Genomic DNA, 20,692 nt, shown 5'->3' on the forward strand with positions numbered 1-20,692 from the left:
GTACTCTACCGAGGCCAGCGCTGGTGCAGATCATCGATCACGAAGGCATGGCTGTGGCGGACTGCGCCTGTGGGATCCGGGCTCACATCACCCAGATGCGCATGCCCAGGCGGAAGCCGATCGTGGATATGCTCGACCTCCGCCGCATCGTCCCTCGGCCACAGCAAAATGGCCGCGACCAGCCCCATGGCGCCCAGCACCACCAGAATCAGGAAAGTGGCCGGCATCCCCGCCATGGCCCCGAAGCGCCCCGCCACTGGATAGGCGATCAACCAGCAGGCATGGCTGAGCGCGAACTGTGCAGCAAACAGCGCAGGTCGATCGCCCGCATGGGCCGAGCGCCGCAGGAGCCGCCCGCTTGGCGTCAGCACCAGGCCGTTTCCGAAGCCGAGCAGCATCCATAGCGGCAGCAACATCGACCAACTCGGCACCAGCAGCCCGAGTAGCAGGCCAGCGACAAGCAGCCCGGCACCGGCCATCATGGCCGTGCGGTCGGTCATCACGCCATCCAGCAGCCGCGGCACGGCTAGGGCTGCGACCATCGAGCCCGCGCCATAGGCCGCCAGCGTCCAGCCCAACTCCGCCGCGCCTAACCCGAAGCCAACCCTGACGATCACCACCGTGTTCACGATCACCATCGCCCCGGCCATGGCGACGGTGACGTTCAGCGCCAGCAGCCCGCGCAGCCTTGGCGTGGCGAGGTAGATGCGCGCACCGCGCGTGATACGGCCCCACGCGCCCTCCTGCGTCGCCGGCGGCTTGGGCGAGGGCAGCACAACAGTCAGCACCAGGGCGGCGGAGGCCACAAACCCCAGCGCATTTCCGGCGAACAGCCAATGGAAGCCGACCAGCCCAAGCAGCGCCGCGGCGATGGCAGGGCTCGCCAGCGCCTCAAGGTCATAAGCCAGCCGCGAGAGGGACAGCGCCTTGGTGTACTCGGCCTCCTCCGGAAGAATGTCGGGGATGGTCGCCTGGAAGGTCGGCGTGAAGGCGGCCGAGCCAGTTTGCAGCACGAAGATCAGCACATAGACCTGCCAGATCTCGGTCACGAAGGGCAGCGCCAGCGCGACCGCGGCGCGCAGCAGGTCGAGTGCCACCAGCAGGCTGCGGCGTGGCACCAGATGCACGAAGGCGCCCGCCACCGGCGCGATTCCCACATAGGCGATCATCTTGATGGCGAGCGCGGTGCCGAGCACCGCGCCTGCATCAGCACCCGCCAGGTCGAAGGCCAGCAGACCGAGCGCCACGGTCGCCAGACCCGTCCCGAGCAGGGACAGCACCTGCGCCGCGAACAGATGTCGATACGTCAGGTTGGCAAGCGGGCTGAGCATGACGTTTCTGGCTCCGTGGCGATCCCCGCCGGCCGAAGCCGGCGGGGGCCAGTATCAGGGGCGGATGATGCGTGCGTAATCGCCCGTTGTGCGCAGCGTGACGCTGACATCACGGCCGGAGCGGTTGCGCCAGAACCAGCCATGGGTGCCGTCGAAGATGGCGGTGAACTCGCCCTGTTCGCCGGACGAGCCGCGGCCGTTGCGATAGCTGTGCGCGGCGTTCCGCCCGGGGTTGGGCGGCTCGCCATGCAGGTCGAAATTGACCGGACCCGTGGCGGTCCAGCTGTAGCTGGCTCGGGCGCCACGCCGCATGTCGAGCTTCACTTCCAGGCCCTGGTTCGGCCGGAGCGTGATGGTGGTCTCGTCGGTCCGAGACGCGGCGGCCGGCGCCGGGGTCTGTGCAGCGGCCGAGCGGATGAACAGCCCTGCGAATATCGCCCCCGGCAGGCTGGAACGCGGGCCTGGTGTTGCGGCCGGTGGCACGCGGTCTGCCTCGGCCTCGGCTGCCAACTGCATCTTCAACTCGCCCATCTCGGTCAGGCCAAGCGGGCGCCCGATGCCGGTCGGATCGATGCCGTATTCCGCCGGCAGCACGACGGTCACGAGGATGCCGGCCGCCGTCACGATGGCGATGGCGGTCGAGCGCAGCAACTGCTTCGAGGACGGCAGTTCGGCGCGGGTCGGAAGGTCGGTGTTGTACATGTCAGGGATTCCTCAGGAGACGAACCAGCCGGTGAGCTGATAGCCGATCAGCACGAACCCAGCGGTCATCATGACGACGTTGGCGGTATAGGCGTGGCGCAGGAAACTTGGGCTGCGACGCCAGAAGCCCATGGCGATGAGAATGGCGCCGAGCGCCAGCAACTGCCCAACCTCGACGCCGACGTTGAACGCCAGCAGGTTCGGCAGCAGCCCATCGGGCGAGATGTTGTAGTCGAGGATCTTCGAGGACAGGCCGAAGCCGTGGCAGAAGCCGAAGATCAGCGTCGCCAGTTTGGTGTTCGGCTGGTAGCCGAGCCAGCGCTGGAAAGCGCCGAGATTATCGAGCGCCTTGTAGACGATCGAGAAGCCGATGATGGCATCGATCAGGTAGCTGTTGATCCCGATGCCGAAATAGACGCCGGCCAGCATCGTGGTCGAATGGCCGAGCGCGAACAGGCTCACATAGAGGGCGATGTGCTGCAGCCGGTATAGGAAGAAGATCACCCCGAACAGGAACAGGATGTGGTCGTAGCCGGTCACCATGTGCTTGGCGCCCAGATAGACGAAGGGCAGCAGGTGAACGCCGGTGATCTCCTGGATGTAGCCCTTGTCACCCTCGGCGACGGCATGGGCGAGCGCCTCTGTGGTGGCACCCAGCAGGGTGAGGCCGAGGATGCACAGGCATAGCCATGGAATTCGCGACAGGCGCGCGGCGCCCGCGATGATGGGATTCATGAGGTGAGACCGCTCAGCTGAGATAAGGAAGGGATCGTCCGAAGACGGCGGCACGGGCAGCTCAGCCGAGCCCGCGGGGCGGACGTTCCATCCTGCTGTTTGGCCCTGGCGTCAGGCCCTCCTGCCCCAGGATTGCGAGCCGGGTACGCGGCATCCATCGCGGCACCAGGGAGGTCGAACGCACGGTCACCGCCTCATGCACATGGTCTGTGATCGCATGATCGACGGCATCGTGGGGCCCGGGCAGGTCGTGATCGTCCGTGGCGTGGATGTGGTCGGCAGCACCGTGCTTCGACACCGCGGCGATGGGCGGCGCGAAGGTGAAGACAAGCAGTGCCACGAGCAGCAGCCTGACGATGTGTCGAAACCCCCTCATGCCGCGCGGCTACCCCACTCCTGTGTTGCTCGCACTGGATAGCAGATTGACGCTATCCCTACCAGGGGGATAGGACAGGCTCATGAGTGATCCCCATACCCACGGGTCCCACCCCGAGATCGTCAAACGGCTGAAGCGGGCCGAGGGCCATCTGCGCAGCGTGGTCGAGATGATCGAGTCGGGTCGGCCATGCCTGGACATCGCGCAGCAACTTCACGCGGTGGAAGCGGCCATCGCCAAAGCAAAACGCACCCTTATCCACGACCATCTCGACCATTGCTTGGACCACGTCGTCGGCGCGATCCCGCGCGCCGACCGCGGGCCTATCGATGACTTCAAGGCCATCACCAAGTACTTGTGAGTAATCATCCCGCACATCTCCGGCAGGCTTCGTGGGTCGGGCACGCCCGTTCAGGCAGTCGCCCGAAGCCGGCGACGCCGTACCAGGCCAAGCGCCACGATCGCCGCGGCCGCGAGCGTAAGCCAAGGCAGAAGCACGATGTTCAGCATCTGCCATCCGAGCCGATCGAGCATCGCGCCGGCAGCGAGCGAGGAGGCGAGGCCCACCGCGAAGATCGTCAGGTCGTTCGCGGCCTGTGCCCGCGCCCGCTCCGCCTGGGTGTAGGTTTCGGTCAGCAGCGTCGTGCCGCCGATGTAGAGGAAGTTCCACCCGACCCCGAGCAGTACGAGCGCTGCGACGAAACTGTGGAACCCAGTCCCGGTCAGCGTCATGCCGACATGCGCGCAGAGCACCACCACCCCGGTCAGCATGATCCGCAGCACCCCGAAGCGCGCGATCAATGAGCCCGTGAAGAAGGAGGGCAGGAACATGCCGAGTGTGTGCGCCTGGATCACTCGCGCCGCGTCCGCGATGCCGTGCTCGTGGTGGATCATGGCGAGCGGCGTTGCCGTCATGGCAAGGATCATCACACCATACCCGGTCGCCGCACCGAACAGCGCCACGAGGTAGGATGGCTGGCGAACGATGCTGCCAAGCGGGCGTGGCGTCGCTGCCCCTGCTACTGCGGCCGCGGGCGGTGCCGCCGGCATGCGCAGGCCGAGCAGAATTCTCATAGCAAGCAGGCTGACGACCGAGAGCAGCAGGAATGACCCCGTGAATTCCGGCTCCAGCAGCGGACCGCCATGCCGCCCGAGCTCCGGCCCGACGATCGCGGCGAAGACGCCGCCGGCGAGCACGTAGGAAATGGCACGCGGCCGGAAGGCGGCATCGGCCACTTCGGCCGCGGCAAAGCGGTAGAATTGGGCGAAGCCCTGATAGGCGCCGATCAGCAGTGTACCGAAACCGAGCAGCACGAGCGACCCGGTCCAGATGCCGGCGGCGCCGCAGAGCCCGCCGAGGACGCCGAGTGCCGCACCTATGAGGAATCCATATCGGCGGCCGCGCCGCGCCATCAGCATCGAGGCCGGAAAGGTCGCCGCGGCCGTGCCGAGGAACATCGCCGCGATTGGCGCGGTGACGAGCCATGGCGCAGGGGCGAGGTGCGTCGCGGCCAGCGCAGCGACCGTCATTACCAGCACGGATGCGGTCTGGAACAGAGCCTGGGCCGAGGCGAGCAGCAGCACGTTGCGGGTTTGGTGCGTCGTGGTCATGGCGGCTCCTCGTGAGTGTCGGTTCAGCCGGAAGCCGGCCGGGCGGGCTTATGGACGTGCAGGGCGATGAACGCCGCCCCGAAGGTCGTCACACGGCCGAGCTGCGCATCGAACCCGGAGATCAGTCGCGCCATCGCGGCGTTCGGCGGGTGGAAGACCGCCCCCCGGACGTCGTCGATCACCAGGCTGGCGGCTGCCGCCGCGCGGCGCAACTGGCTGGCCGAGTGGAAGGCCGCGCTGCGCCAGAGCCGCGATCCGATCCAGCCGCGGATGCGCCGGCGCAGCGCCCACAGACTCCAGCGTCCGAGCTCGCCGATCACCAGCCGCCCGCCGGGGCGCAATACGCGCGCCATCTCACGCCAGGCCGTCGCCTCGTCCTTGACGAAGCACAGCACGGTGACGGCCGTGAGCAGGTCGAAAGAGGCGTCGGGGAAGGGCAGCGCCTCGATGCGGCCCTGCACGAAGCGGATGTCCTGCCCGGCCGTTCGCTCCGCCGCCGCGCGCAGCATGGCGGCGTCCGGATCGATGCCGGTCACGCGCGCGCCAGCGGCGGCGAGTTCCACCGCGAGCAGCCCGTCGCCGCAGCCAATGTCGAGACTGTCGAGCCCGACCACGTCGCCGATCATCGGCCGAAGCGCCGCGGCCTCGCACGCATCGGTGATGCGGCCGAGCGACGAGATGCGCCAGGCGCGATAGGCTTCCGGCCCCGTGGGGATCGGCGCGGTGCTAGCCCCGCTCAGAACACCAGCACCTTATCGGCATCGATGGTCGCTGCCGCGAGTTCGTCCATGGTGCTGCGACGGGCGCCGTCCATGATGTCCTGATCGGTCATGCCGCGGGCATCCATGCAGGTGCCGCAAAGCAGCACGGCGCCCTTGCCGACAACCACGCGCTTCAGCATGCGCTCAAGGCTGTAGTAGCCCTCCGGCACCTTCTGGCCCCGCCGCGCGGCGCCGACCGCATCGGCCATCAGGAAGACCGTGACCTCGGTGGCCGGATCGCGCTTGAGCAGGGCACCAGCCAACCGCAGTGCGTTGTAGCAGCGCTCGGTGCCGTAGGGCGGATCGTTGACGATGAAGAGGATCTTCACGTGGGCGCCTCCTTCGGCGTTGCGCCGGCGATCGGCGCGCCGCGGGTCACGGGTAGACCCGCAGCGGTCCATGCCTTCATGCCGCCGCGCAGCACAGCGACATCTTGATGCCCGGCGGCGACCAGCGCCTCGGCCGCGCGGGCGGACCGGCGATCGGTCAAGCAGACCAGCACCACCGCGCCCGTGCCGGCCTGAGCCGGGTCCGCCACCAACGCTTCCACCGGGATGTTGGCGGCGCGCGCGATGTGGCCGAGCGGGCCGGTGAACTCGTCAGCTCCGCGCACATCGATCACCCTCGGCGCGCCGGTTGCGGCGAGCACCTGCGACAGGGCATCGACATCGGTCCAGGCCATCGGCTCCCCGGCCGGGGCGGGCCGGCGGACGCGACGCAGCAGCCGTGGCAGGAAGGCAATGGCAGCGAGCACCGCCAGGCCGAGCAGCCCGTAGCGCAGCGCCGCCGCGTCGTCGCCCGAGAGCGCGCCGCGCCCGGCATGGCCGAGCCAGGCATAGGCAGCCGTGCCCGGGATCATGCTAATGGCGGTCGCCAGCACATACTGGCCGATCGGGATGCGCGTTAGGCCCAACGCGTAGTTGGCAAGATTGAAGGGCACCGCCGGCACCAGACGGACCAGCGCGACGAAACGCCAGCCCTCGGCCTCCACCCCGTCGACGACCTGCTTGAGCCGCCCGCCAGCGCGTCGTGCCACCCAGTCGCCGGCAAGATGGCGGGCCACCAGGAAGGCGAGCGTTGCCCCGAGCGTTCCACCCGCGAGGTTGATGACCGTGCCGAGCACCGGCCCGAACAGGGCGCCGCCGGCCAAACCGAACACCGAACCCGGCAGGAACAGCACAGTCGCCGCCGCAAAGATCAGGACGAAGCCGACCGCGCCCCAGGCGCCGAGGCCGCGCACCGCGTTCTCCAGTGCCGTGAGGTCCAGCCGGTCACGCACCAGGAAGGTCGCCGCGACCGCCGCCGCCAGCACCGCTGCCAGCAGCCAGCGGGACAACGGCCGCTGGGGCGCCGACATCAGGCGCGCTCGCGCCGGCCGAGCGGATAGGCGCGATCATCCTCTCGCAGCGGCTGGGTCAGCATGCGATCGAGGCGCAGCTCACGCGGGTCGCGGAACTGCTCGATGCCGATCGTCATGGCCTCGTGCCCGGCGGCGGGCTGGGCGCGATAGGTGCCGAAGATCCGGTCCCAGACCGCCAGGTTGAAGCCGAAATTGCTGTTGGTTTCGCGCGGCACCACCGAATGATGGACGCGGTGCATGTCGGGCGTGACCAGCACAAGCCGGAGCAGGCGGTCGAGCCGTTCCGGCAGGCGCAGATTGGCGTGGTTGAATATCGCGGTTGCGTTCAGCAGCACCTCGAACACCAGCACCGCGACCGCCGGCGCGCCGAGGGCGACCACCACCATCAGCTTGATGACCATCGACAGCAGGATCTCGACCGGGTGGAAGCGCAGGCCGGTGGTGACGTCGAAGTCGAGGTCGGCGTGGTGCATCCTGTGCAGCCGCCATAGCGCGGGCACAGCGTGGAACATCACATGCTGCAGATAGATGGCGAGGTCGAGCAGCACGACAGCGAGTAGGATCGCAAGCGGCTGCGGCACCCCGAGCCAGGGCAGCAACCCAACCCCGCGCCCCTCCAGGGCGAGCGCCAAGCCGACCGCCGCGGTGGGGAAGACGAGGCGCACCACCAGGCTGTCGAGCACCACTACGCCGAGGTTGCTCGGCCAGCGCAGCCAGCGCCCGGCGCTGCGCTGGCGGCGCGGCAGCCAAGCCTCCAAGCCTGCCATTAGGGCCAGGATGCCGGCGAAGACCGCCAAACGGATCAGTGGCTCGTGGGCCAGAAGGCTGTTCATGGAGCGGTTCCGGGTTGACGTGGCCCTGGCGGCTGTTCATTATTCAATCACACGATTGAACGTAGGATCGGGGCCAAGCCCGTGTCAAGCAGCGACAGCACCCCGAAGCGCCGCCTCCTCGCCGCCTTCGCTTCCGTGGGGCGTGCGCTTGGACACGAACATCGGCTGGAACTGCTCGAAGTCCTGGCGCAGGGGGACCGCACAGTCGACGCGCTGGCCGCGCGCTCCGGCCTGCCCTTCGCGAACACCTCGCAGCACCTGCAGCACCTGCGCCGTGCCGGCCTCGTCGAGACGCGGCGCGAGGGCAAGCACGTGGTCTACCGCCTGAGCGATGACGCGGTACCGGCGCTGCTCACCGCGCTGCGGCGGGTAGCGGAGCGCAACCTTGCCGAGGTCCAGCACGTGGTCGCCACCTACTTCGCTGGGCGCGACCGCCTGGAAGCGGTGTCACGGGACGATCTGCTCGCCCGGCTCGGTGAAGGCGGCGTCATCCTGCTCGACGTACGGCCGGAGGACGAGTTCGCGGCCGGCCACCTGCCCGGCGCCCTGAACGTGCCGCTTCACCGGCTGGATGCGGCCATCGCCGCGCTGCCGCGCGACTGCGAGGTTGTCGCCTACTGCCGAGGTCCCTATTGCGTGCTGTCCTTCGATGCGGTGGAGGAGCTCCGGCGTCGGGGATTTCGGGCGCGGCGCCTGGAAGACGGCTTCCCGGAGTGGAAGGCGGCCGGCCTGGCCGTAGAGGCGGCGTGACGGCGGAGCAGGCGGCACGGCCGCAATGAAGGGGGGAGCGGTCGGATGCCTGTGACGCGAGAGGATCTGTTCCTACGCCTGGCGGCGCTTGGCATCGAGACGTCGACGTTGCCCTACCCCGAGCACCGAACAGTGGAGGAGGGCAAGGCGCTGCGCGGCGATATGCCGGGGAGCTTCACCAAGAATCTCCTGCTGAAGGACAAGAAGGGGCGGCTGTTCCTCGTGGTGGCGCACGAGGACAGCGTCTTCGACCTCAAGACGCTGCATGCGCGCGTCGGCGGTCAGGGCCGCCTTGGCTTCGCCACACCGGAGCAGGTTCGTGGCCTGCTCGGCGTCGATCCGGGAGCGATAACGCCCTTCGGGCTGATTAACGACACGGAGCAGGCCGTGGTGCCGGTGATCGAGGCCGCGCTGCTGGCTGCTGAATGGCTCAACTTCCACCCGCTGGAGCAGACAGGCAGCACGAGCATCCGCCCGGACGATTTGCTCAGCTTTGTGCGGGCATGCGGGCACGCGCCGCTCTGCGTGGCGCTGGTAGACGGGTAGCCACGGGCTGCTCCTCCGCCGCCTGCGGAGCGCGCCACGCAATGAGCGTCGCGCTGCGTCGATGAGCCATATCGTCGCCCGACCGACTGCCGAATTGAACATCTCCGTGGTGACGCCCGCCCGCGACAGCCTGGAAGCCGTGACGCGGCAGGATCTGCTCGGCCGGCTGAAGGCGCGCGACGTCGTCGTGCTTGACGTGCGTCCGGAGGATGAATTCGCGGCCGGCCACCTGCCCGGCGCCCTGATCGTGCCTCTCGCCTCGCTCAATCGGGCCATGCTCGCGCTGCCACGCGACATGGAGATCGTCGCCTATTGCCGCGGACCATACTGCGTGTTGTCGTTCGATGCTGTTGAGGCACTGCGCGGCTCAGGATTCCAGGCACGACAAGGTCGCGGGCCTGACTGTTGAAGTAGCCTGAGGGCGAAACGGTCGCCGCAGTATCCGCAGGAACCCATAGGGACGGAGCCTCCGCGATAGGCAATGGTTCAAGCCCGGGCGCGCTGCCTCCGAAAGATCTACGCCAGCTCGCGCACGCGCTCATAGAACAGCCGCGCCGGCGCGCGCCGCGGCAAATCGGCGGGAAGCACTGCCCAGATCTGTCGGCGCATGGCCGGGCCCGCAAGGGCGACCCTGACGAGCGAGCCCGCCGCCAACTCGTCGCGCGCCGCACATTCCAGCAGCACCGAGACGCCAAGCCCCGCCGCCACCGCTCGCTTCACGCCCTCAGTGCTGCCCATCGCCCGGGCCACGCGCATCGGGGGTGCCGCGCTGCCCAAGGCCTCGGCCAGCACCCGGCCCATGCCGGTGCCGGGTTCTCCGCCGATCAACGGCTCGGCCAGGAAGATCTCCAGCGGTATCGGTTCCGTGCCCGCATAGCGGTGGCCTGGTGGCACGATGCCGATGACTGGCTCCTCCCGCCACGGCAACGCCTCGAAGCCTGGTCGTCCGTCCCACCATTCGGTGAAAGCGATGTCCGTCTCGCCAGCCGCCAACAACTCGAGTGTCTCTGGGTTGGAGCCGAGGCGCAGTTCCTCTTCTGCACGCAGCAGTGGCGGAAGGAGGTAAAGGCCCGGATTGCGCGCCGAGCCGATGACCAGCGGACGCGATGTGAACAGGCTCGCAGCTTGGCGTGCGCCTTCCACAAGGCGGCGGGCATGCGGCAGCAGGCGCTGCCCTTGTGGCGTCGGGGTACCGCCTCGGCGGCTGCGCTGGATGAGCGGCACACCGAGTTCCTCCTCCAGCCGGTGTAGGCGCTGGGTCAGCAACGGCTGCGACACGCCCAACCGCCGCGCCGCAGCGCGGAAGCCTCCATCTTCGACGACCGCGACGAAGCTATTCAGCAGGCCGAGGTCGAGCATCATGCCGCCCTTCCGATCAGACCCGGCACCGGCGCGCCGGCGAAGAAGGCGGCCATCGATTCCGCGGCCGCCATCTCGATCGCCTCGCGCACCTGCGCGACGGCCGAGCCGAGATGCGGCGTGAACAACGTGCGTGGGTGCGCGAGCAGCGCAGGCGGGATCTCGCGCGGACGGTCCGGCAGGGCCCAGTCCTCCATGGCGAACACGTCGGCCGCGTATCCGCCGAGGCGCCCGGCTTCGAGGGCCGTCGCCACCGCCGCCTCGTCCACCAGCGAGCCACGCGCCACGTTCACCACCAGCGCGTGGGCCGGCAGCAACGCCAAGCGCCTCGCGTCGAGGATGTGGTGGGTGGCGGGCGTCAGCGGCAGGCCCAGCACCAGCGCATCGGCCACTGGCAGCAATTCCTCGATCGGCGCAGCGGTCACACCCGGCGGGGCCGGGGCGCCCGCGTCATGGCCAAGGATCCGGCAGCCGAAGCCCTGCAACCGCGCAGCCACAGCCTGGCCCACTCGACCGAAGCCCAGCAGCCCAACTGTCGCGCCTTCGAGCCCGGCTCCGTAGAGAATCGGCCGCCAGCCCGCGAAGCCGCCGCCGCGCACTAGCGCATCACCTACGCGAACATGCCGGCCGAGGCCGATGAGCAGCCCGACCGCAAGCTCGGCCGTAGGCGCGGTCAGCAGGTCCGGCACGACGGAGACGACCACGCCACGGCGCTCACAAGCGGCAAGGTCGAAGTTGTCGGCCCCCTTCAGCGCACAGCCAATCATGCGCAGCCGCGGACAGGCAGCGAGGAAGGCCTCGTCCACATGGTCCGTCATGAAGGCGAGCAGCCCGTCTGCCTCGGCGGCGCGGGCGCGCAGCTCCACGACCGGCCAGGGCTCGGGGCCCGGGTTCATCTCGACGGCGGCAAAGCCCCGCAGGCGCGCGAGGACGCGCTCGTGCAGTGGCTGCGTCGCGAGGATGCGAGGTGGCGGGGCGGGTTTCATCGAGACGTCACTCCGATAGCCGTCGTGGCCGGGTTATACGGCGATAAATTATCAAACAAGCGTGGAGTTGCAAATGAATGATCAAAGAGACCGCGCCGTTGCGCTACGACTGATCGCCGCTGGCGTCGTCTATCCGAATGGCACGCGCGCACTTCATTCCACGAGTCTCGACTTCGCTGAGGGCGCCTTCACCGTGCTGCTCGGCCCTTCGGGCGCCGGGAAATCCACCCTGCTGCGCAGCCTCAACGGCCTTGTGCCGCTCAGCGAGGGGCATGTGGAGACGAGCCGCCTTGGCGTGGTGCGCGGCACGCGCGGCTGGCGTGAGCACCGCCGCTCCACCGGCATGGTGTTCCAGCAACACCAGTTGATCGGCCGGCTGACCGCCTTCGCCAATGTGTTAACCGGCCGCCTGGGCCACCACTCGACCCTGCGCAGCCTGCTGCCGCTTTCGCCCGCCGAGAAGCACCTCGCACTGGACGCGCTGGAGCGCGTGGGCCTGCTGGAATTTGCGCTGCGCCGCGCCGACCAGCTCTCCGGCGGGCAGCAGCAGCGCGTGGGCATCGCGCGCGCACTCGCCCAGGCGCCCAACCTGATCCTGGCCGACGAGCCCGTGGCCTCGCTCGACCCCGCCACCTCCGAGCGCGTGCTGGCCCTGCTGCACGACATCTGCCGGCAGGACGGGCTCTCCGCCATCGTCTCGCTGCACCAGGTCGACCTCGCCCGCCAGTTCGCCGACCGCATCATCGGCATCGGTGGCGGGCGCGTTGTGTTCGACGGACCGCCCAAGGATCTCGATGAGGCAGCGATCCGCCGCATCTACGGCGGCACCGCGCCCACCCCCGTACATGCCACCCGCATCTTGGAGACCACGCCATGAACCGCCGCTCCCTGCTCGCCGCACCGCTGCTGCTGCCGGCGCTGGCCGCGACCCAGGCCCATGCCCAGGCGCAGAACCCCACTCGCCTGCGCATGGCGCTGCTGCCAGACGAGAACGCCTCCACCATCATCCAGAACGCGCAGCCGCTGCGCACGCATCTGATGCAGGCGCTGGGCCGTGACGTGCAGGTGGTGGTGACGACCGACTACTCCTCCATGATCGAGGCGATGCGCTTCGGCCGCATCGAGATCGCGTATTTCGGGCCGTTCTCCTACGTGCTGGCGAAGTCCCGCGCCGAGGGCATCGAGCCCTTCGCCGTGGGTGTCGAGCGCGGCTCGCCCACCTATCGCTCCATCATCATCGCAACCGCCGACGGTCCGGTGAAGAAGCTGGAGGATGTGCGCGGCCACCCGATGGCCTTCGGCGACCAGGCCTCCACCTCCTCGCACCTGGTGCCGCGCGCCACCATCCTGCGCCGCACCGGCCTGGTGGGCGAGCGCGACTTCCGCGTGGTGCATGTCGGCACGCATGACGCGGTGGCCCGCACCGTGCAGTCGGGCCGCGCCCCGGTCGGCGCGCTGTCGGAGCTGATTTTCCATTCGCTGCTGGCACGGAATGTCATCCAGCGCGAGCGGCTGGTGGACGTCGCCTTCTCCGATCCCATCCCCAACTACCCGATGGTGATGCAGGGCAACCTGGCGCCCGAGCTGAAGCAGGCCATCCGCAATGCTTTCCTAAACCTGCGCGACGGTGAGTTGCTGCGTAACTTCCGCGTGGAGGGCTTCGCCGCCACTGACGACGCTGCTTACGACGTGCTGCGCGAGACGGCGCGCATCCTGAACCTTGACCTCGGTCGGATGAGCTGATGTCGGGGACAATGCAACAGGGCATCCTGGCGGCCGAGCGTGCCGACGGGCGCCGCCAGGCGCTGCTGGTGGCAGGCGTGCTGGCGATCTGCGTCGCGGCGCTCGCCATCACGGGTTTCTTCGACGCGCAGCGCTTCGCCGAGGGCATTCCGGCGCTGGCGCAGCTCGGCTCGGAGATGTTCCCGCCGGATTTCTCGCGCTGGCAATTCTGGATGAGGCCGCTGCTGGACACGCTGGCCATGTCCATTGCCGGCACCATCCTGGCGGTGATCCTCTCGCTACCGCTGGCGCTGCTGGCCGCGCCCAACACCACGCTGCACCCGGCGCTGGGGCACGTCACGCGGTTGGTGCTCTCCTTCCTGCGCTCGGTGCCGGAACTGATCCTCGGCATTATCTTCGTGGCGGCGGTGGGCTTCGGCGCGCTGCCTGGCGTGCTGGCGCTGGCGCTGCATTCGGTGGGCATGGTCGGAAAGTTCTACGCTGAGGCCATCGAGCACGCGGATCCGCGTCCGGTGGAGGCCGCGCGCGCGGCCGGTGCCACGCGCGTTCAGGTCATTACCAAGGCTGTGCTGCCGCAGGTGCTGCCGCAACTGGCCGACATCACCATCTACCGCTGGGAATACCACTTCCGTGCCTCGACCGTGCTGGGCATCGTGGGGGCGGGCGGCATCGGCTTCGAGCTGATCGCAGCACTTCGCCTAATCGCCTATGACCAGGTAGCGGCCATTCTCATCACCATCCTGGCCTGCGTCGTGGTGGTGGACAGCCTGGGCGCAGCTCTGCGACGGCGGCTCAAGTAAGGGCCGAAGAGCTCGCCGCGACGGGTGCCCCCGGCCGGGCACGGGAAGCCGTGCCCGGCAGCCGCGCGAGAGCAGAGCGATCATCGGCAGAAGCCGCTTGTACCGAGTCGCACGTCCGCCGCCAGCGATCGTCGATGCACCCACGCGTCATCCACGTTCCGATTAGAACTCAGTGGAAGTGCTGGCCTCGCGCCATGGCAAGGTGATGCGGCTGGTGGTGGGCGCCGCTGACAAGAAGCCCGATGAAGCCAAGCCCACGGACGCGCACGACCTCCCCCGGATCAGCGGACGTCACTGTGAGCCGAATGCCATCGTGCAGCACCTCCGTGCGGGCACGCCAGGCAGGCAGCTGGTCCAGTTCACGGGCGTGGGCCGGGATCATGCGCAGAATGGCGTCGAGCGTCCGGCCGGTACCGGTCACCGCGATCTCGATCCCACCGTCAACGGGGCGCTCCGCGGCGACGGCCTTGAGCGTGACCTCGTTCATGTCGATGAGGTGCTCGCGCAATGCGGCGAGGGTCACCTTGGACCAATCGGTCGTGGGGTCGGCCTCCAGGATGCGGACGATCTCCTGGATCGTGCCGAAGGCGTCCTGGCCGGGCAGCGTCGGTGTTGCGGCTGTAGCCGGCCGGTGCATCCCCGCGTGACCGTGGGGCGGAGCCTGGGCTGCCACGGGCGCAAGATGCAGCGCGCCGAGGGCGCCTGCAGCGGTGAGGATAGCCATAGCCATGATGGCGAAGTGCTTTGGCGACATGAAGTGCTCCGCGGAAACGTGTTGCTGGACAAGGTACGGCCTCCCGCCATGCAAAGCGTATGACTGCGGTCATGTGGGATCGGTATCGGCTCCCTTGATCTAGACTTCGTCAGCGCGCCGCCTGGGACGCAGACTCGTTCGGGCCCATTCCGCGATCCAGCCGGCCGCGATGCCAAGCGCGGGGTTCAGTGCGAAGGTCGCGACTGCGGCGGCGGCGATGGCCGGCCGGCACTCGCTGCGGACCTCGAGCAGCCGCCGCGACAGAGCGAGATCACTGCCAGCGAGGATCAACAACGCGCCGAGCGCACCCGATGGAACCACCGCGAGCAGGCGAGCCGCGTCCTCCGCGAAGAACAGGCCCATCGGCAGCAGCAGCGCGCCGAGCAGGACCGGCGCCCAGCCGGTGCGCGCCCCGAAGCGATGCTGTGCAATCAGCCCCCCCGCGCCATGGCACATCGGCAGGGCCCCAAAGGGCGTGAGCAGCACATTCGCTCCGCCCGTGACCAAGCCGAGCCGGCGTTCAGAGGCATGCGCCGCCGAGGCGGGCGGGAACATCTCGCGGACCAAAAGGGCGGGCAGCAGCACGGCATTGGCGAGCGTGAGCGGCAGTTGCGGCAACGCGCCGAACAGCAGCCCGTGCCAGGCCTCCTCGCCGCTGCCTGGCAAAACGAGCGGCGGCATGGCGAAGGCTACCGAGGGCATCGGCGGCAGCGCCGTGCCTGCGGCGAGATCCACGGCAATGGCGGCTGCGAGGGCAAGCGGCACCGAAGGGAGACGTGGGACGAGCCGCGGCAGGCCGAGCAGCAGGACCAGGGCGATGCCCGCTGTGAGCGGCCCCGCCCAGACAAGCCCGATCCCGATCCATGCCATGCTGGCGCCCACGCCGAGTTGCAGACCCAGCACCGCAGAGCGCGGAACGACGCGCGCCGCCCAGGCCGTTGCACCCGATAGCGTCAGCGCCAGCAGGATCAGCCCGCCCGCGATCCCCGCGGCTGCAACCTCGCCCGGCACCAGCCCGCCGGCGATCACGAGGGCGCCGACCGCCTTCATCGGCTGCACCGGCATCGGCAGGCGGTAGATGACACCGGTCGCGATGAGGAACACGCCGAAACCCACCAGCACGCCGCCGGCCGACATGCCCGCAACCGCGACTGCGCCGAGCAAGACAGGCAGCAAGGTACCAAGGTCGCCGAAGGCGCCGCCCACCTCGCCGGCAATCGAGGGGCGTGCGGTGGGCTTCATGCTGCGGCCACCACGGGCAGGTGCACGCTGCCGTCATCGTCGCGCCGAAGCCGTCCCGCCCGTTCCAAACGGGCAAGGGCGCGGTATGTCGCTTCGTGTGACAGGCCCAGTTCCGCTGCCAGGGTCTTCCAGGACCTATCGAGCCGCCGCGAACCGTCAGGCTCCGACGGCAGGGCATGCAGCACGTCGAGGATCCGATCCGCCGCGTGAGGCAGGGCCAGGCGCTCAGCCCTCGCACGCTCCGCGACAAGGCGCGCTGCCAGGTGTGCCGCGATGCGCCAGCCAAGCGATGGATCGGTCTCGGCCGCCCGCCGCAGATCTGATGCTGCAAACACCGTCACACGGCTCGGCACCGCGGCGACAGCGTCGCAATGATGGTGGGTCTCGAAGAGCGAGGCCTCTGCGAAGGTGTCGCCAGGCCCGGCGCGATGCAGCACCAGCCGGCGCCCTTCTGGCGAAGTGCGGATGAGTTCCAGCGTCCCGTCCTGCACGAGAACAAGGCCGAGGGCAGGATCGCCGGCGAAGAAAAGTTGGTAGCCCCTTGCCAGAGCGACATCACGGCCGGGTGGAAGGGTGCTGAGGAGATCGAGGCTCATGTGACCGCGATCATATAGAGTGGTGGTGCGCTGCGCGATCCTCCCGATGGACCGCAAGGTAGTGATTTTCTGCTGGGCGTGACGCTGGTCTTGCCGACGACGGCTCAGACCCGCACCGCGGGAGCGTAGCGTTGCACACCGGGCGATGACTCAGACGGCGAGACGCGTCTCATAAACACCAGAGAAGGTTGGAATCCGGTTCCCACCGCTGCTCCAGTCGGTCTCTCAGAACACATTCTCCATAGTGGCGTCGCCTCGCAGAAGCGCGGCCTTTCGCCACGTTTTCCGCGCGCACCTTGAGACTTCAAGGGCGGCACCGAAGCCCTATGCGGTTCTCTCTCCGGGCTTTTCTCTCCGGACCTTGGGACTGGCCCGATCCAGTCTACAAGCCTCAACCCGTTGTTCTGCCTCATCTTTGCCGCGTCGCAGGACTTGGATATTCAGCAACTGCTTCGCCCAGGCGAACGCCTCGGACGTCTGAATCCGGCGCGTCGCAGGCCCAAGCCCCTCGAATCTCCCGATCCTGTGTTACCCTTCCGGTATGGATGGCCAGGAGCGCGGGCGCCGCGACGCAGCCCCAGAGGCACGGGCGCGACAGATCATTGATGCCGGCTTCGCGGCCGCTGGCTGGATCGTCCAGGACCGGGCCGAGGTGAACCTGCACGCCGGCCCCGGGATTGCTGTGCGCGAAACCCCGACCGCCACCGGCCCCGCCGACTACCTGCTCTTCCTCGATGGCCGCGCCTGCGGCGTGCTGGAAGCGAAGCCCGAAGGCACGACCCTGTCAGGCGTTGTGCGCCAGGGCGACGACTACACGCGCGCCGCGCCGGCCCGGTATCCCGCCTGGGCCGACCCGCTGCCCTTCGTCTACGTCTCGACCGGCGCCGAGACCCTGTTCCAGGACGCCCGCGACCCGCTCGCCCGCCCCCGCCGCGTCTTCGCCATCCACCGGCCCGAGACGCTGCGCACCATGCTCGCGGCCGGCAGCAGCCTCCGCGCCCGCCTCGCCACCCTGCCGCCGCTCGACCCGACGCGCCTGCGCCCCTGCCAGGCCGAGGCCATTGCCGGCGTCGAAGCCTCGCTCGCCCAGGGCAGGCCCCGCGCCCTCGTCTCCATGGCGACCGGCGCCGGCAAGACCTACACGGCCTGCGCGCTCACCCACCGCCTGCTCTCGCCGCCCGTCCGCATGGGCCGGGTGCTGTTCCTGGTGGACCGCGCCAACCTCGGCACCCAGGCGAAGCGTGAGTTCGACGCCTTCGCCCCCGGCGGCGCCGGCCTGCTGTTCCGCGAGGAGTTCACGGTCCAGCACCTCCAGGGCAGCACCATCGACCCCTCGGCCAGCGTCGTCATCTCCACCGTGCAGCGCCTCTATTCGGTCCTGCGCGGCCAGCCCTTCGACGACGCCGACGACGAGCGCGGCGGGTTCGAGCGCGCCGCCGACGACGCAGAGCGCCCCGTCACCTACAACCCCGCCATCCCGCCCGAGACCTTCGACCTCATCATCGTGGATGAGTGCCACCGCTCCATCTACGGCAATTGGCGCCAGGTGCTGGAATACTTCGACGCCTTCCTCGTCGGCCTCACCGCGACACCCGGCCGCCACACGCTCGGCTTCTTCCAGCAGAACCTGGTCAGCCAGTATCCCTTCGAGCGCTCCGTCGCCGACGGCGTGAACGTGGACTTCGAGGTCTGGCGCGTCCGCACCGAGGTCGGCGAGCGCGGCGGCACCATCCCCGCCGGCTTCACCGTCCCCCACCGCGACAAGGAGACGCGCCGCCGCCGCCTCGCCGCGCTGGACGAGGACATGCCCTACACCCCCGGCCAGCTGAACCGCGCCGTGGAGGTGCCGAACCAGATCCGCACCGTGCTCCAGGCCTATCGGGACGCCCTGCCGACCCAGCTCTTCCCCGGCCGGCACGAGGTGCCGAAGACCCTCATCTTCTGCCAGTCCGACAGCCACGCCGAGACCGTGACGGAGATCGCCCGCGAGGTCTTCGGCGGCGACGCCCGCTTCGCCCAGAAGATCACCTACCGCGCCACCGGCCGCAGCGGGCAGGAGCTGATCCAGGACTTTCGGACCGACCACCTGTTCCGCATTGCCACCACCGTGGACATGGTCGCCACCGGCACGGACATCAAACCGCTGGAGGTCGTGATCTTCCTGCGCGACGTCCGCAGCGCCCAGTATTTCGAGCAGATGCGCGGCCGCGGCGCCCGCACCATCCTGCCCACCGACCTGCAGCGCGCCACGCCCTCCGCCGAGCGGAAGGACCGCTTCATCATCGTGGACGCCGTCGGCGTGACGGAGAGCGTGAAGACGCCGACCGAGCCGCTGGAGCGCGACCGCACCCTCAGCCTGGAAGCCCTGCTGGAGCGCGTCGCCTTCGGCCACACCGACGAGGACACCTGCGCCACCCTCGCCGGCCGCCTGGCCCGTCTGGAACGCCGCCTGCCCGATCCGGCCCGCGCCGAGCTGACCCAGGCCGCCGCCGGGGCGACGCTAACCGACCTCGCCCGCGCCCTGGTGGACGCCGCCGACCCCGTCCGCATTGAGACCCGCGCGCGGGAGGCCGGCGCCGCGACGCCGGACGACGAGGCCGCCTGGGACGCCGCCGCAGAGGCCCTGCGCGCCGAGGCCTGCCGGCCGCTCGCCGCCAACCCCGCCCTGCGCCGCGCCATCCTGGAGGCGCAGCGCCAGACCGAAATCATCGTGGACGAGTTGACGGCCGACGCCGTGCTCTCCGCCGATTTCGACCTGAACCGCGCGACCGAGATCACCGAGCGCTTCGGCCGATTCCTGGCGGAAGAAGCCGACCATCTCGCCGCGCTCGCCATCCTCTACGCCCGCCCGCATGCGCAGCGCCGCCTGACCTACGCCATGCTGCAGGAGCTGCGCGCGACCATGGCGCGGCCGCCCTGGCTGCTGGACGACAAGGCGGTGTGGGCGTGCTACCGGCGCCTGCATGCGGGGCAGACCCGCGCGCCGGCCGGCCTGCTGACCGACCTGGTGGGGCTGGTGCGCTACGCCATCGGCGCGCGAGCGGTGCTAGCCCCCTTCGCGCCGGACGTGAACCGCAATTTCGAGCTGTGGCTCGGCCGCGAGAAGAAGGCCGGGCGCGACTACACCGAGGCGCAGATGGAGTGGCTGCGGCTGATGAAGGACTGGGTGGCGAGCAACGTGGAACTGCGGCTCGACGATCTGCGCGAGGCGTCGGATTTCTCGTCGCGTGGCGGCACCGCGCGAGCACGCGCGCTGTTCGGCGCGGAGCGCCTGCCGGCGCTGGTGGATGACCTGACCGACGCGCTGGTGGCCTGAGGATGCTTTCCCGAGCCGCGGATGATGAATTGCCGCATGGGTGGGCGCGCTCTCCGATTGGGCGCCTCTGCACGCTTCGCAATGGACGCGCCTTCAAGCCCGAGGATTGGGAGCTTCAGGGCCTCCCTATTGTTCGGATTCAGAACCTCAATAACCGGCGCGCAGCGTTCAACCGCTTCTCGGGGGCCGTGGCCGAGCACCATCGCATCTGCAACGGCGATCTTCTCTTCGCGTGGTCAGGGACACCAGGCACATCGTTCGGCGCGCACGTATGGCGCGGCGGTGATGCCGTCCTGAACCAACATATCTTCCGCGTGGATTTCGACGCGTCCGCCATCGACCGCGACTACTTCTGCCACGTCTTGAACTTCAGTCTGGAAGCCTTCATCGCCCAGTCGCACGGTGGGGCCGGGCTGGCGCACATCACGAAGGGCCGTCTTGAGGAAACGACTATCCCGCTTGCTCCAAGGCGGGAGCAGGCTCGGATCGCGTCCGCCATCTCGGAAGCATTGGAAGACATCGAGGCCGCCGAAGCCGCGCTGGCGCGGGCGCGCGAGGGCCTGACGCAGTTCCGCGCCAGCCTCCTCCACGCCGCCTGCACCGGCGCCCTCAGCAGTGACGGCGGTGAAGGATGGCAAACGAAGCCGCTGGCTGAACTCATCTCGGAGGGGCCGAAGAACGGCTACTCGCCGAAGGCGGGCGGCAACGACAACGGCACCCTGTCACTGAAGCTGACGGCAACAACATCGGGGCGCCTCAATCTCGCCCCCCATGCAGTGAAGCGGTTGTCTGAGAGCCCATCCGGAAAGGAATTGAATCGGCTGAATCGGATGTGATTCTCTGGTCGTGCGGGCGATTCGCGGGGGCAGGCAATGGCGTGGACGGCAGAGC

23 protein-coding genes are annotated in these 20,692 nt (G+C 69.0%); 9 read left to right on the plus strand and 14 right to left on the minus strand.

Annotation, left to right across the window (positions count from 1 at the left end; genetic code table 11):
* Nucleotides 1–5: 5 nt before the first annotated feature.
* The 4 genes from DOO78_RS24220 to DOO78_RS24235 form a co-directional block, all read right to left on the minus strand.
* Nucleotides 6–1,331 (minus strand): MFS transporter, encoded by a 1,326-nt coding sequence (locus DOO78_RS24220; RefSeq protein WP_111472467.1) that lies wholly within the window; start codon nucleotides 1,329–1,331, stop codon nucleotides 6–8.
* Nucleotides 1,332–1,385: 54 nt separating this feature from the next.
* Complete coding sequence (locus DOO78_RS24225; protein ID WP_111472468.1) at nucleotides 1,386–2,033, minus strand: transmembrane anchor protein; 648 nt, start codon at nucleotides 2,031–2,033, stop codon at nucleotides 1,386–1,388.
* A gap of 12 nt (nucleotides 2,034–2,045) precedes the next feature.
* On the minus strand, nucleotides 2,046–2,768 hold the full coding sequence (locus DOO78_RS24230; RefSeq protein WP_111472469.1) for a HupE/UreJ family protein: 723 nt from the start codon (nucleotides 2,766–2,768) through the stop codon (nucleotides 2,046–2,048).
* Nucleotides 2,769–2,829: 61 nt separating this feature from the next.
* Nucleotides 2,830–3,108, minus strand: a complete 279-nt coding sequence (locus DOO78_RS24235; RefSeq protein ID WP_128080145.1) for a hypothetical protein — start codon at nucleotides 3,106–3,108, stop codon at nucleotides 2,830–2,832.
* Nucleotides 3,109–3,226: 118 nt separating this feature from the next.
* Here DOO78_RS24235 and DOO78_RS24240 point away from each other — a divergent pair, with 118 nt between their 5' ends.
* Entirely contained in the window at nucleotides 3,227–3,505 is a 279-nt protein-coding gene (locus DOO78_RS24240) for a metal-sensing transcriptional repressor (protein ID WP_111472471.1), read from the plus strand.
* A 50-nt stretch (nucleotides 3,506–3,555) separates the two neighbouring features.
* Here the strand turns inward: DOO78_RS24240 and DOO78_RS24245 are convergent, their stop codons facing one another.
* Genes DOO78_RS24245 through DOO78_RS24265 form a run of 5 tightly spaced genes read right to left on the minus strand, consistent with a single transcriptional unit; the run spans nucleotide 3,556 to nucleotide 7,643 of the window.
* Entirely contained in the window at nucleotides 3,556–4,755 is a 1,200-nt protein-coding gene (locus DOO78_RS24245; protein ID WP_111472472.1) for an MFS transporter, read from the minus strand.
* Between the two features lie 23 nt (nucleotides 4,756–4,778).
* Nucleotides 4,779–5,495, minus strand: coding sequence for a class I SAM-dependent methyltransferase (locus DOO78_RS24250; RefSeq protein ID WP_308071529.1), 717 nt, complete (start codon nucleotides 5,493–5,495; stop codon nucleotides 4,779–4,781).
* Nucleotides 5,492–5,845, minus strand: a complete 354-nt coding sequence (locus tag DOO78_RS24255) for a DsrE/DsrF/TusD sulfur relay family protein (protein ID WP_111472474.1) — start codon at nucleotides 5,843–5,845, stop codon at nucleotides 5,492–5,494. The genes DOO78_RS24250 and DOO78_RS24255 overlap by 4 nt, the downstream gene beginning before the upstream one ends.
* Nucleotides 5,842–6,852, minus strand: a complete 1,011-nt coding sequence (locus DOO78_RS24260; protein WP_207803037.1) for a VTT domain-containing protein — start codon at nucleotides 6,850–6,852, stop codon at nucleotides 5,842–5,844. Before DOO78_RS24260 ends, DOO78_RS24255 begins: the two co-directional genes overlap by 4 nt.
* Before the next feature lie 20 nt (nucleotides 6,853–6,872).
* Nucleotides 6,873–7,643 carry a sterol desaturase family protein gene (locus tag DOO78_RS24265; RefSeq protein ID WP_243634772.1) on the minus strand — a complete coding sequence of 257 codons (771 nt, stop codon included), beginning with the start codon at nucleotides 7,641–7,643 and terminating at the stop codon, nucleotides 6,873–6,875.
* Between the two features lie 147 nt (nucleotides 7,644–7,790).
* On the opposite strand from DOO78_RS24265, the gene DOO78_RS24270 reads away from it, so the two are divergent.
* The 3 genes from DOO78_RS24270 (at nucleotide 7,791) to DOO78_RS24280 (ending at nucleotide 9,414) form a co-directional block, all read left to right on the plus strand.
* Nucleotides 7,791–8,459 carry an ArsR/SmtB family transcription factor gene (locus DOO78_RS24270; RefSeq protein WP_207803038.1) on the plus strand — a complete coding sequence of 223 codons (669 nt, stop codon included), beginning with the start codon at nucleotides 7,791–7,793 and terminating at the stop codon, nucleotides 8,457–8,459.
* A gap of 45 nt (nucleotides 8,460–8,504) precedes the next feature.
* Entirely contained in the window at nucleotides 8,505–9,005 is a 501-nt protein-coding gene (locus DOO78_RS24275) for a prolyl-tRNA synthetase associated domain-containing protein (RefSeq protein WP_111472477.1), read from the plus strand.
* A gap of 61 nt (nucleotides 9,006–9,066) precedes the next feature.
* Nucleotides 9,067–9,414, plus strand: coding sequence for a rhodanese-like domain-containing protein (locus DOO78_RS24280; RefSeq protein ID WP_111472478.1), 348 nt, complete (start codon nucleotides 9,067–9,069; stop codon nucleotides 9,412–9,414).
* Between the two features lie 107 nt (nucleotides 9,415–9,521).
* Here DOO78_RS24280 and DOO78_RS24285 read toward each other — a convergent pair whose 3' ends face one another.
* Entirely contained in the window at nucleotides 9,522–10,367 is an 846-nt protein-coding gene (locus tag DOO78_RS24285; RefSeq protein WP_111472479.1) for a LysR family transcriptional regulator, read from the minus strand.
* Complete coding sequence (locus tag DOO78_RS24290) at nucleotides 10,364–11,350, minus strand: NAD(P)-dependent oxidoreductase (protein WP_111472480.1); 987 nt, start codon at nucleotides 11,348–11,350, stop codon at nucleotides 10,364–10,366. The genes DOO78_RS24285 and DOO78_RS24290 overlap by 4 nt, the downstream gene beginning before the upstream one ends.
* Before the next feature lie 61 nt (nucleotides 11,351–11,411).
* Between DOO78_RS24290 and phnC the strand changes: the two genes are divergently transcribed.
* Genes phnC through phnE form a run of 3 tightly spaced genes read left to right on the plus strand, consistent with a single transcriptional unit; the run spans nucleotide 11,412 to nucleotide 13,893 of the window.
* Nucleotides 11,412–12,227 (plus strand): phosphonate ABC transporter ATP-binding protein, encoded by an 816-nt coding sequence (gene phnC, locus DOO78_RS24295; RefSeq protein ID WP_456309980.1) that lies wholly within the window; start codon nucleotides 11,412–11,414, stop codon nucleotides 12,225–12,227.
* Complete coding sequence (gene phnD / locus DOO78_RS24300; protein WP_111472482.1) at nucleotides 12,224–13,093, plus strand: phosphate/phosphite/phosphonate ABC transporter substrate-binding protein; 870 nt, start codon at nucleotides 12,224–12,226, stop codon at nucleotides 13,091–13,093. Before phnC ends, phnD begins: the two co-directional genes overlap by 4 nt.
* 11 nt (nucleotides 13,094–13,104) lie before the next feature.
* Nucleotides 13,105–13,893, plus strand: coding sequence for a phosphonate ABC transporter, permease protein PhnE (gene phnE, locus DOO78_RS24305; RefSeq protein WP_230163972.1), 789 nt, complete (start codon nucleotides 13,105–13,107; stop codon nucleotides 13,891–13,893).
* A gap of 169 nt (nucleotides 13,894–14,062) precedes the next feature.
* Here phnE and DOO78_RS24310 read toward each other — a convergent pair whose 3' ends face one another.
* The 3 genes from DOO78_RS24310 to DOO78_RS24320 all read right to left on the minus strand — a co-directional run bounded on the left by DOO78_RS24310 (nucleotide 14,063) and on the right by DOO78_RS24320 (nucleotide 16,485).
* Nucleotides 14,063–14,647, minus strand: a complete 585-nt coding sequence (locus DOO78_RS24310; protein WP_111472484.1) for a hypothetical protein — start codon at nucleotides 14,645–14,647, stop codon at nucleotides 14,063–14,065.
* Nucleotides 14,648–14,746: 99 nt separating this feature from the next.
* Nucleotides 14,747–15,889, minus strand: coding sequence for a putative sulfate/molybdate transporter (locus DOO78_RS24315; protein ID WP_111472485.1), 1,143 nt, complete (start codon nucleotides 15,887–15,889; stop codon nucleotides 14,747–14,749).
* Nucleotides 15,886–16,485 (minus strand): Crp/Fnr family transcriptional regulator, encoded by a 600-nt coding sequence (locus DOO78_RS24320; protein WP_111472486.1) that lies wholly within the window; start codon nucleotides 16,483–16,485, stop codon nucleotides 15,886–15,888. The genes DOO78_RS24315 and DOO78_RS24320 overlap by 4 nt, the downstream gene beginning before the upstream one ends.
* 682 nt (nucleotides 16,486–17,167) lie before the next feature.
* Here DOO78_RS24320 and DOO78_RS24325 point away from each other — a divergent pair.
* The gene (locus DOO78_RS24325; protein ID WP_243634773.1) at nucleotides 17,168–19,801 is read left to right on the plus strand and encodes a type I restriction endonuclease subunit R; all 2,634 of its coding nucleotides are present in this window, start codon (nucleotides 17,168–17,170) and stop codon (nucleotides 19,799–19,801) included.
* A gap of 2 nt (nucleotides 19,802–19,803) precedes the next feature.
* Nucleotides 19,804–20,637 carry a restriction endonuclease subunit S gene (locus tag DOO78_RS24330; protein WP_111472488.1) on the plus strand — a complete coding sequence of 278 codons (834 nt, stop codon included), beginning with the start codon at nucleotides 19,804–19,806 and terminating at the stop codon, nucleotides 20,635–20,637.
* Nucleotides 20,638–20,692 lie beyond the last annotated feature (55 nt).

Origin of the sequence: Roseicella frigidaeris, from assembly GCF_003258945.1 — a bacterium.
In the GTDB taxonomy this organism is placed as follows: Bacteria; Pseudomonadota; Alphaproteobacteria; order Acetobacterales; family Acetobacteraceae; genus Paracraurococcus; species Paracraurococcus frigidaeris.

Coding starts and splice junctions, on each gene's coding strand:
- DOO78_RS24220 (WP_111472467.1), bottom strand. CDS start 1,331: ATGCTCAGCCCGCTTGCCAACCTGACGTATCGACATCTGTTCGCGGCG.
- DOO78_RS24225 (WP_111472468.1), bottom strand. CDS start 2,033: ATGTACAACACCGACCTTCCGACCCGCGCCGAACTGCCGTCCTCGAAG.
- DOO78_RS24230 (WP_111472469.1), bottom strand. CDS start 2,768: ATGAATCCCATCATCGCGGGCGCCGCGCGCCTGTCGCGAATTCCATGG.
- DOO78_RS24240 (WP_111472471.1), top strand. CDS start 3,227: ATGAGTGATCCCCATACCCACGGGTCCCACCCCGAGATCGTCAAACGG.
- DOO78_RS24245 (WP_111472472.1), bottom strand. CDS start 4,755: ATGACCACGACGCACCAAACCCGCAACGTGCTGCTGCTCGCCTCGGCC.
- DOO78_RS24265 (WP_243634772.1), bottom strand. CDS start 7,643: ATGGCAGGCTTGGAGGCTTGGCTGCCGCGCCGCCAGCGCAGCGCCGGG.
- DOO78_RS24275 (WP_111472477.1), top strand. CDS start 8,505: ATGCCTGTGACGCGAGAGGATCTGTTCCTACGCCTGGCGGCGCTTGGC.
- DOO78_RS24280 (WP_111472478.1), top strand. CDS start 9,067: ATGAGCCATATCGTCGCCCGACCGACTGCCGAATTGAACATCTCCGTG.
- DOO78_RS24285 (WP_111472479.1), bottom strand. CDS start 10,367: ATGATGCTCGACCTCGGCCTGCTGAATAGCTTCGTCGCGGTCGTCGAA.
- DOO78_RS24290 (WP_111472480.1), bottom strand. CDS start 11,350: ATGAAACCCGCCCCGCCACCTCGCATCCTCGCGACGCAGCCACTGCAC.
- phnD (WP_111472482.1), top strand. CDS start 12,224: ATGAACCGCCGCTCCCTGCTCGCCGCACCGCTGCTGCTGCCGGCGCTG.
- phnE (WP_230163972.1), top strand. CDS start 13,105: ATGCAACAGGGCATCCTGGCGGCCGAGCGTGCCGACGGGCGCCGCCAG.
- DOO78_RS24310 (WP_111472484.1), bottom strand. CDS start 14,647: ATGTCGCCAAAGCACTTCGCCATCATGGCTATGGCTATCCTCACCGCT.
- DOO78_RS24315 (WP_111472485.1), bottom strand. CDS start 15,889: ATGAAGCCCACCGCACGCCCCTCGATTGCCGGCGAGGTGGGCGGCGCC.
- DOO78_RS24320 (WP_111472486.1), bottom strand. CDS start 16,485: ATGAGCCTCGATCTCCTCAGCACCCTTCCACCCGGCCGTGATGTCGCT.
- DOO78_RS24330 (WP_111472488.1), top strand. CDS start 19,804: ATGCTTTCCCGAGCCGCGGATGATGAATTGCCGCATGGGTGGGCGCGC.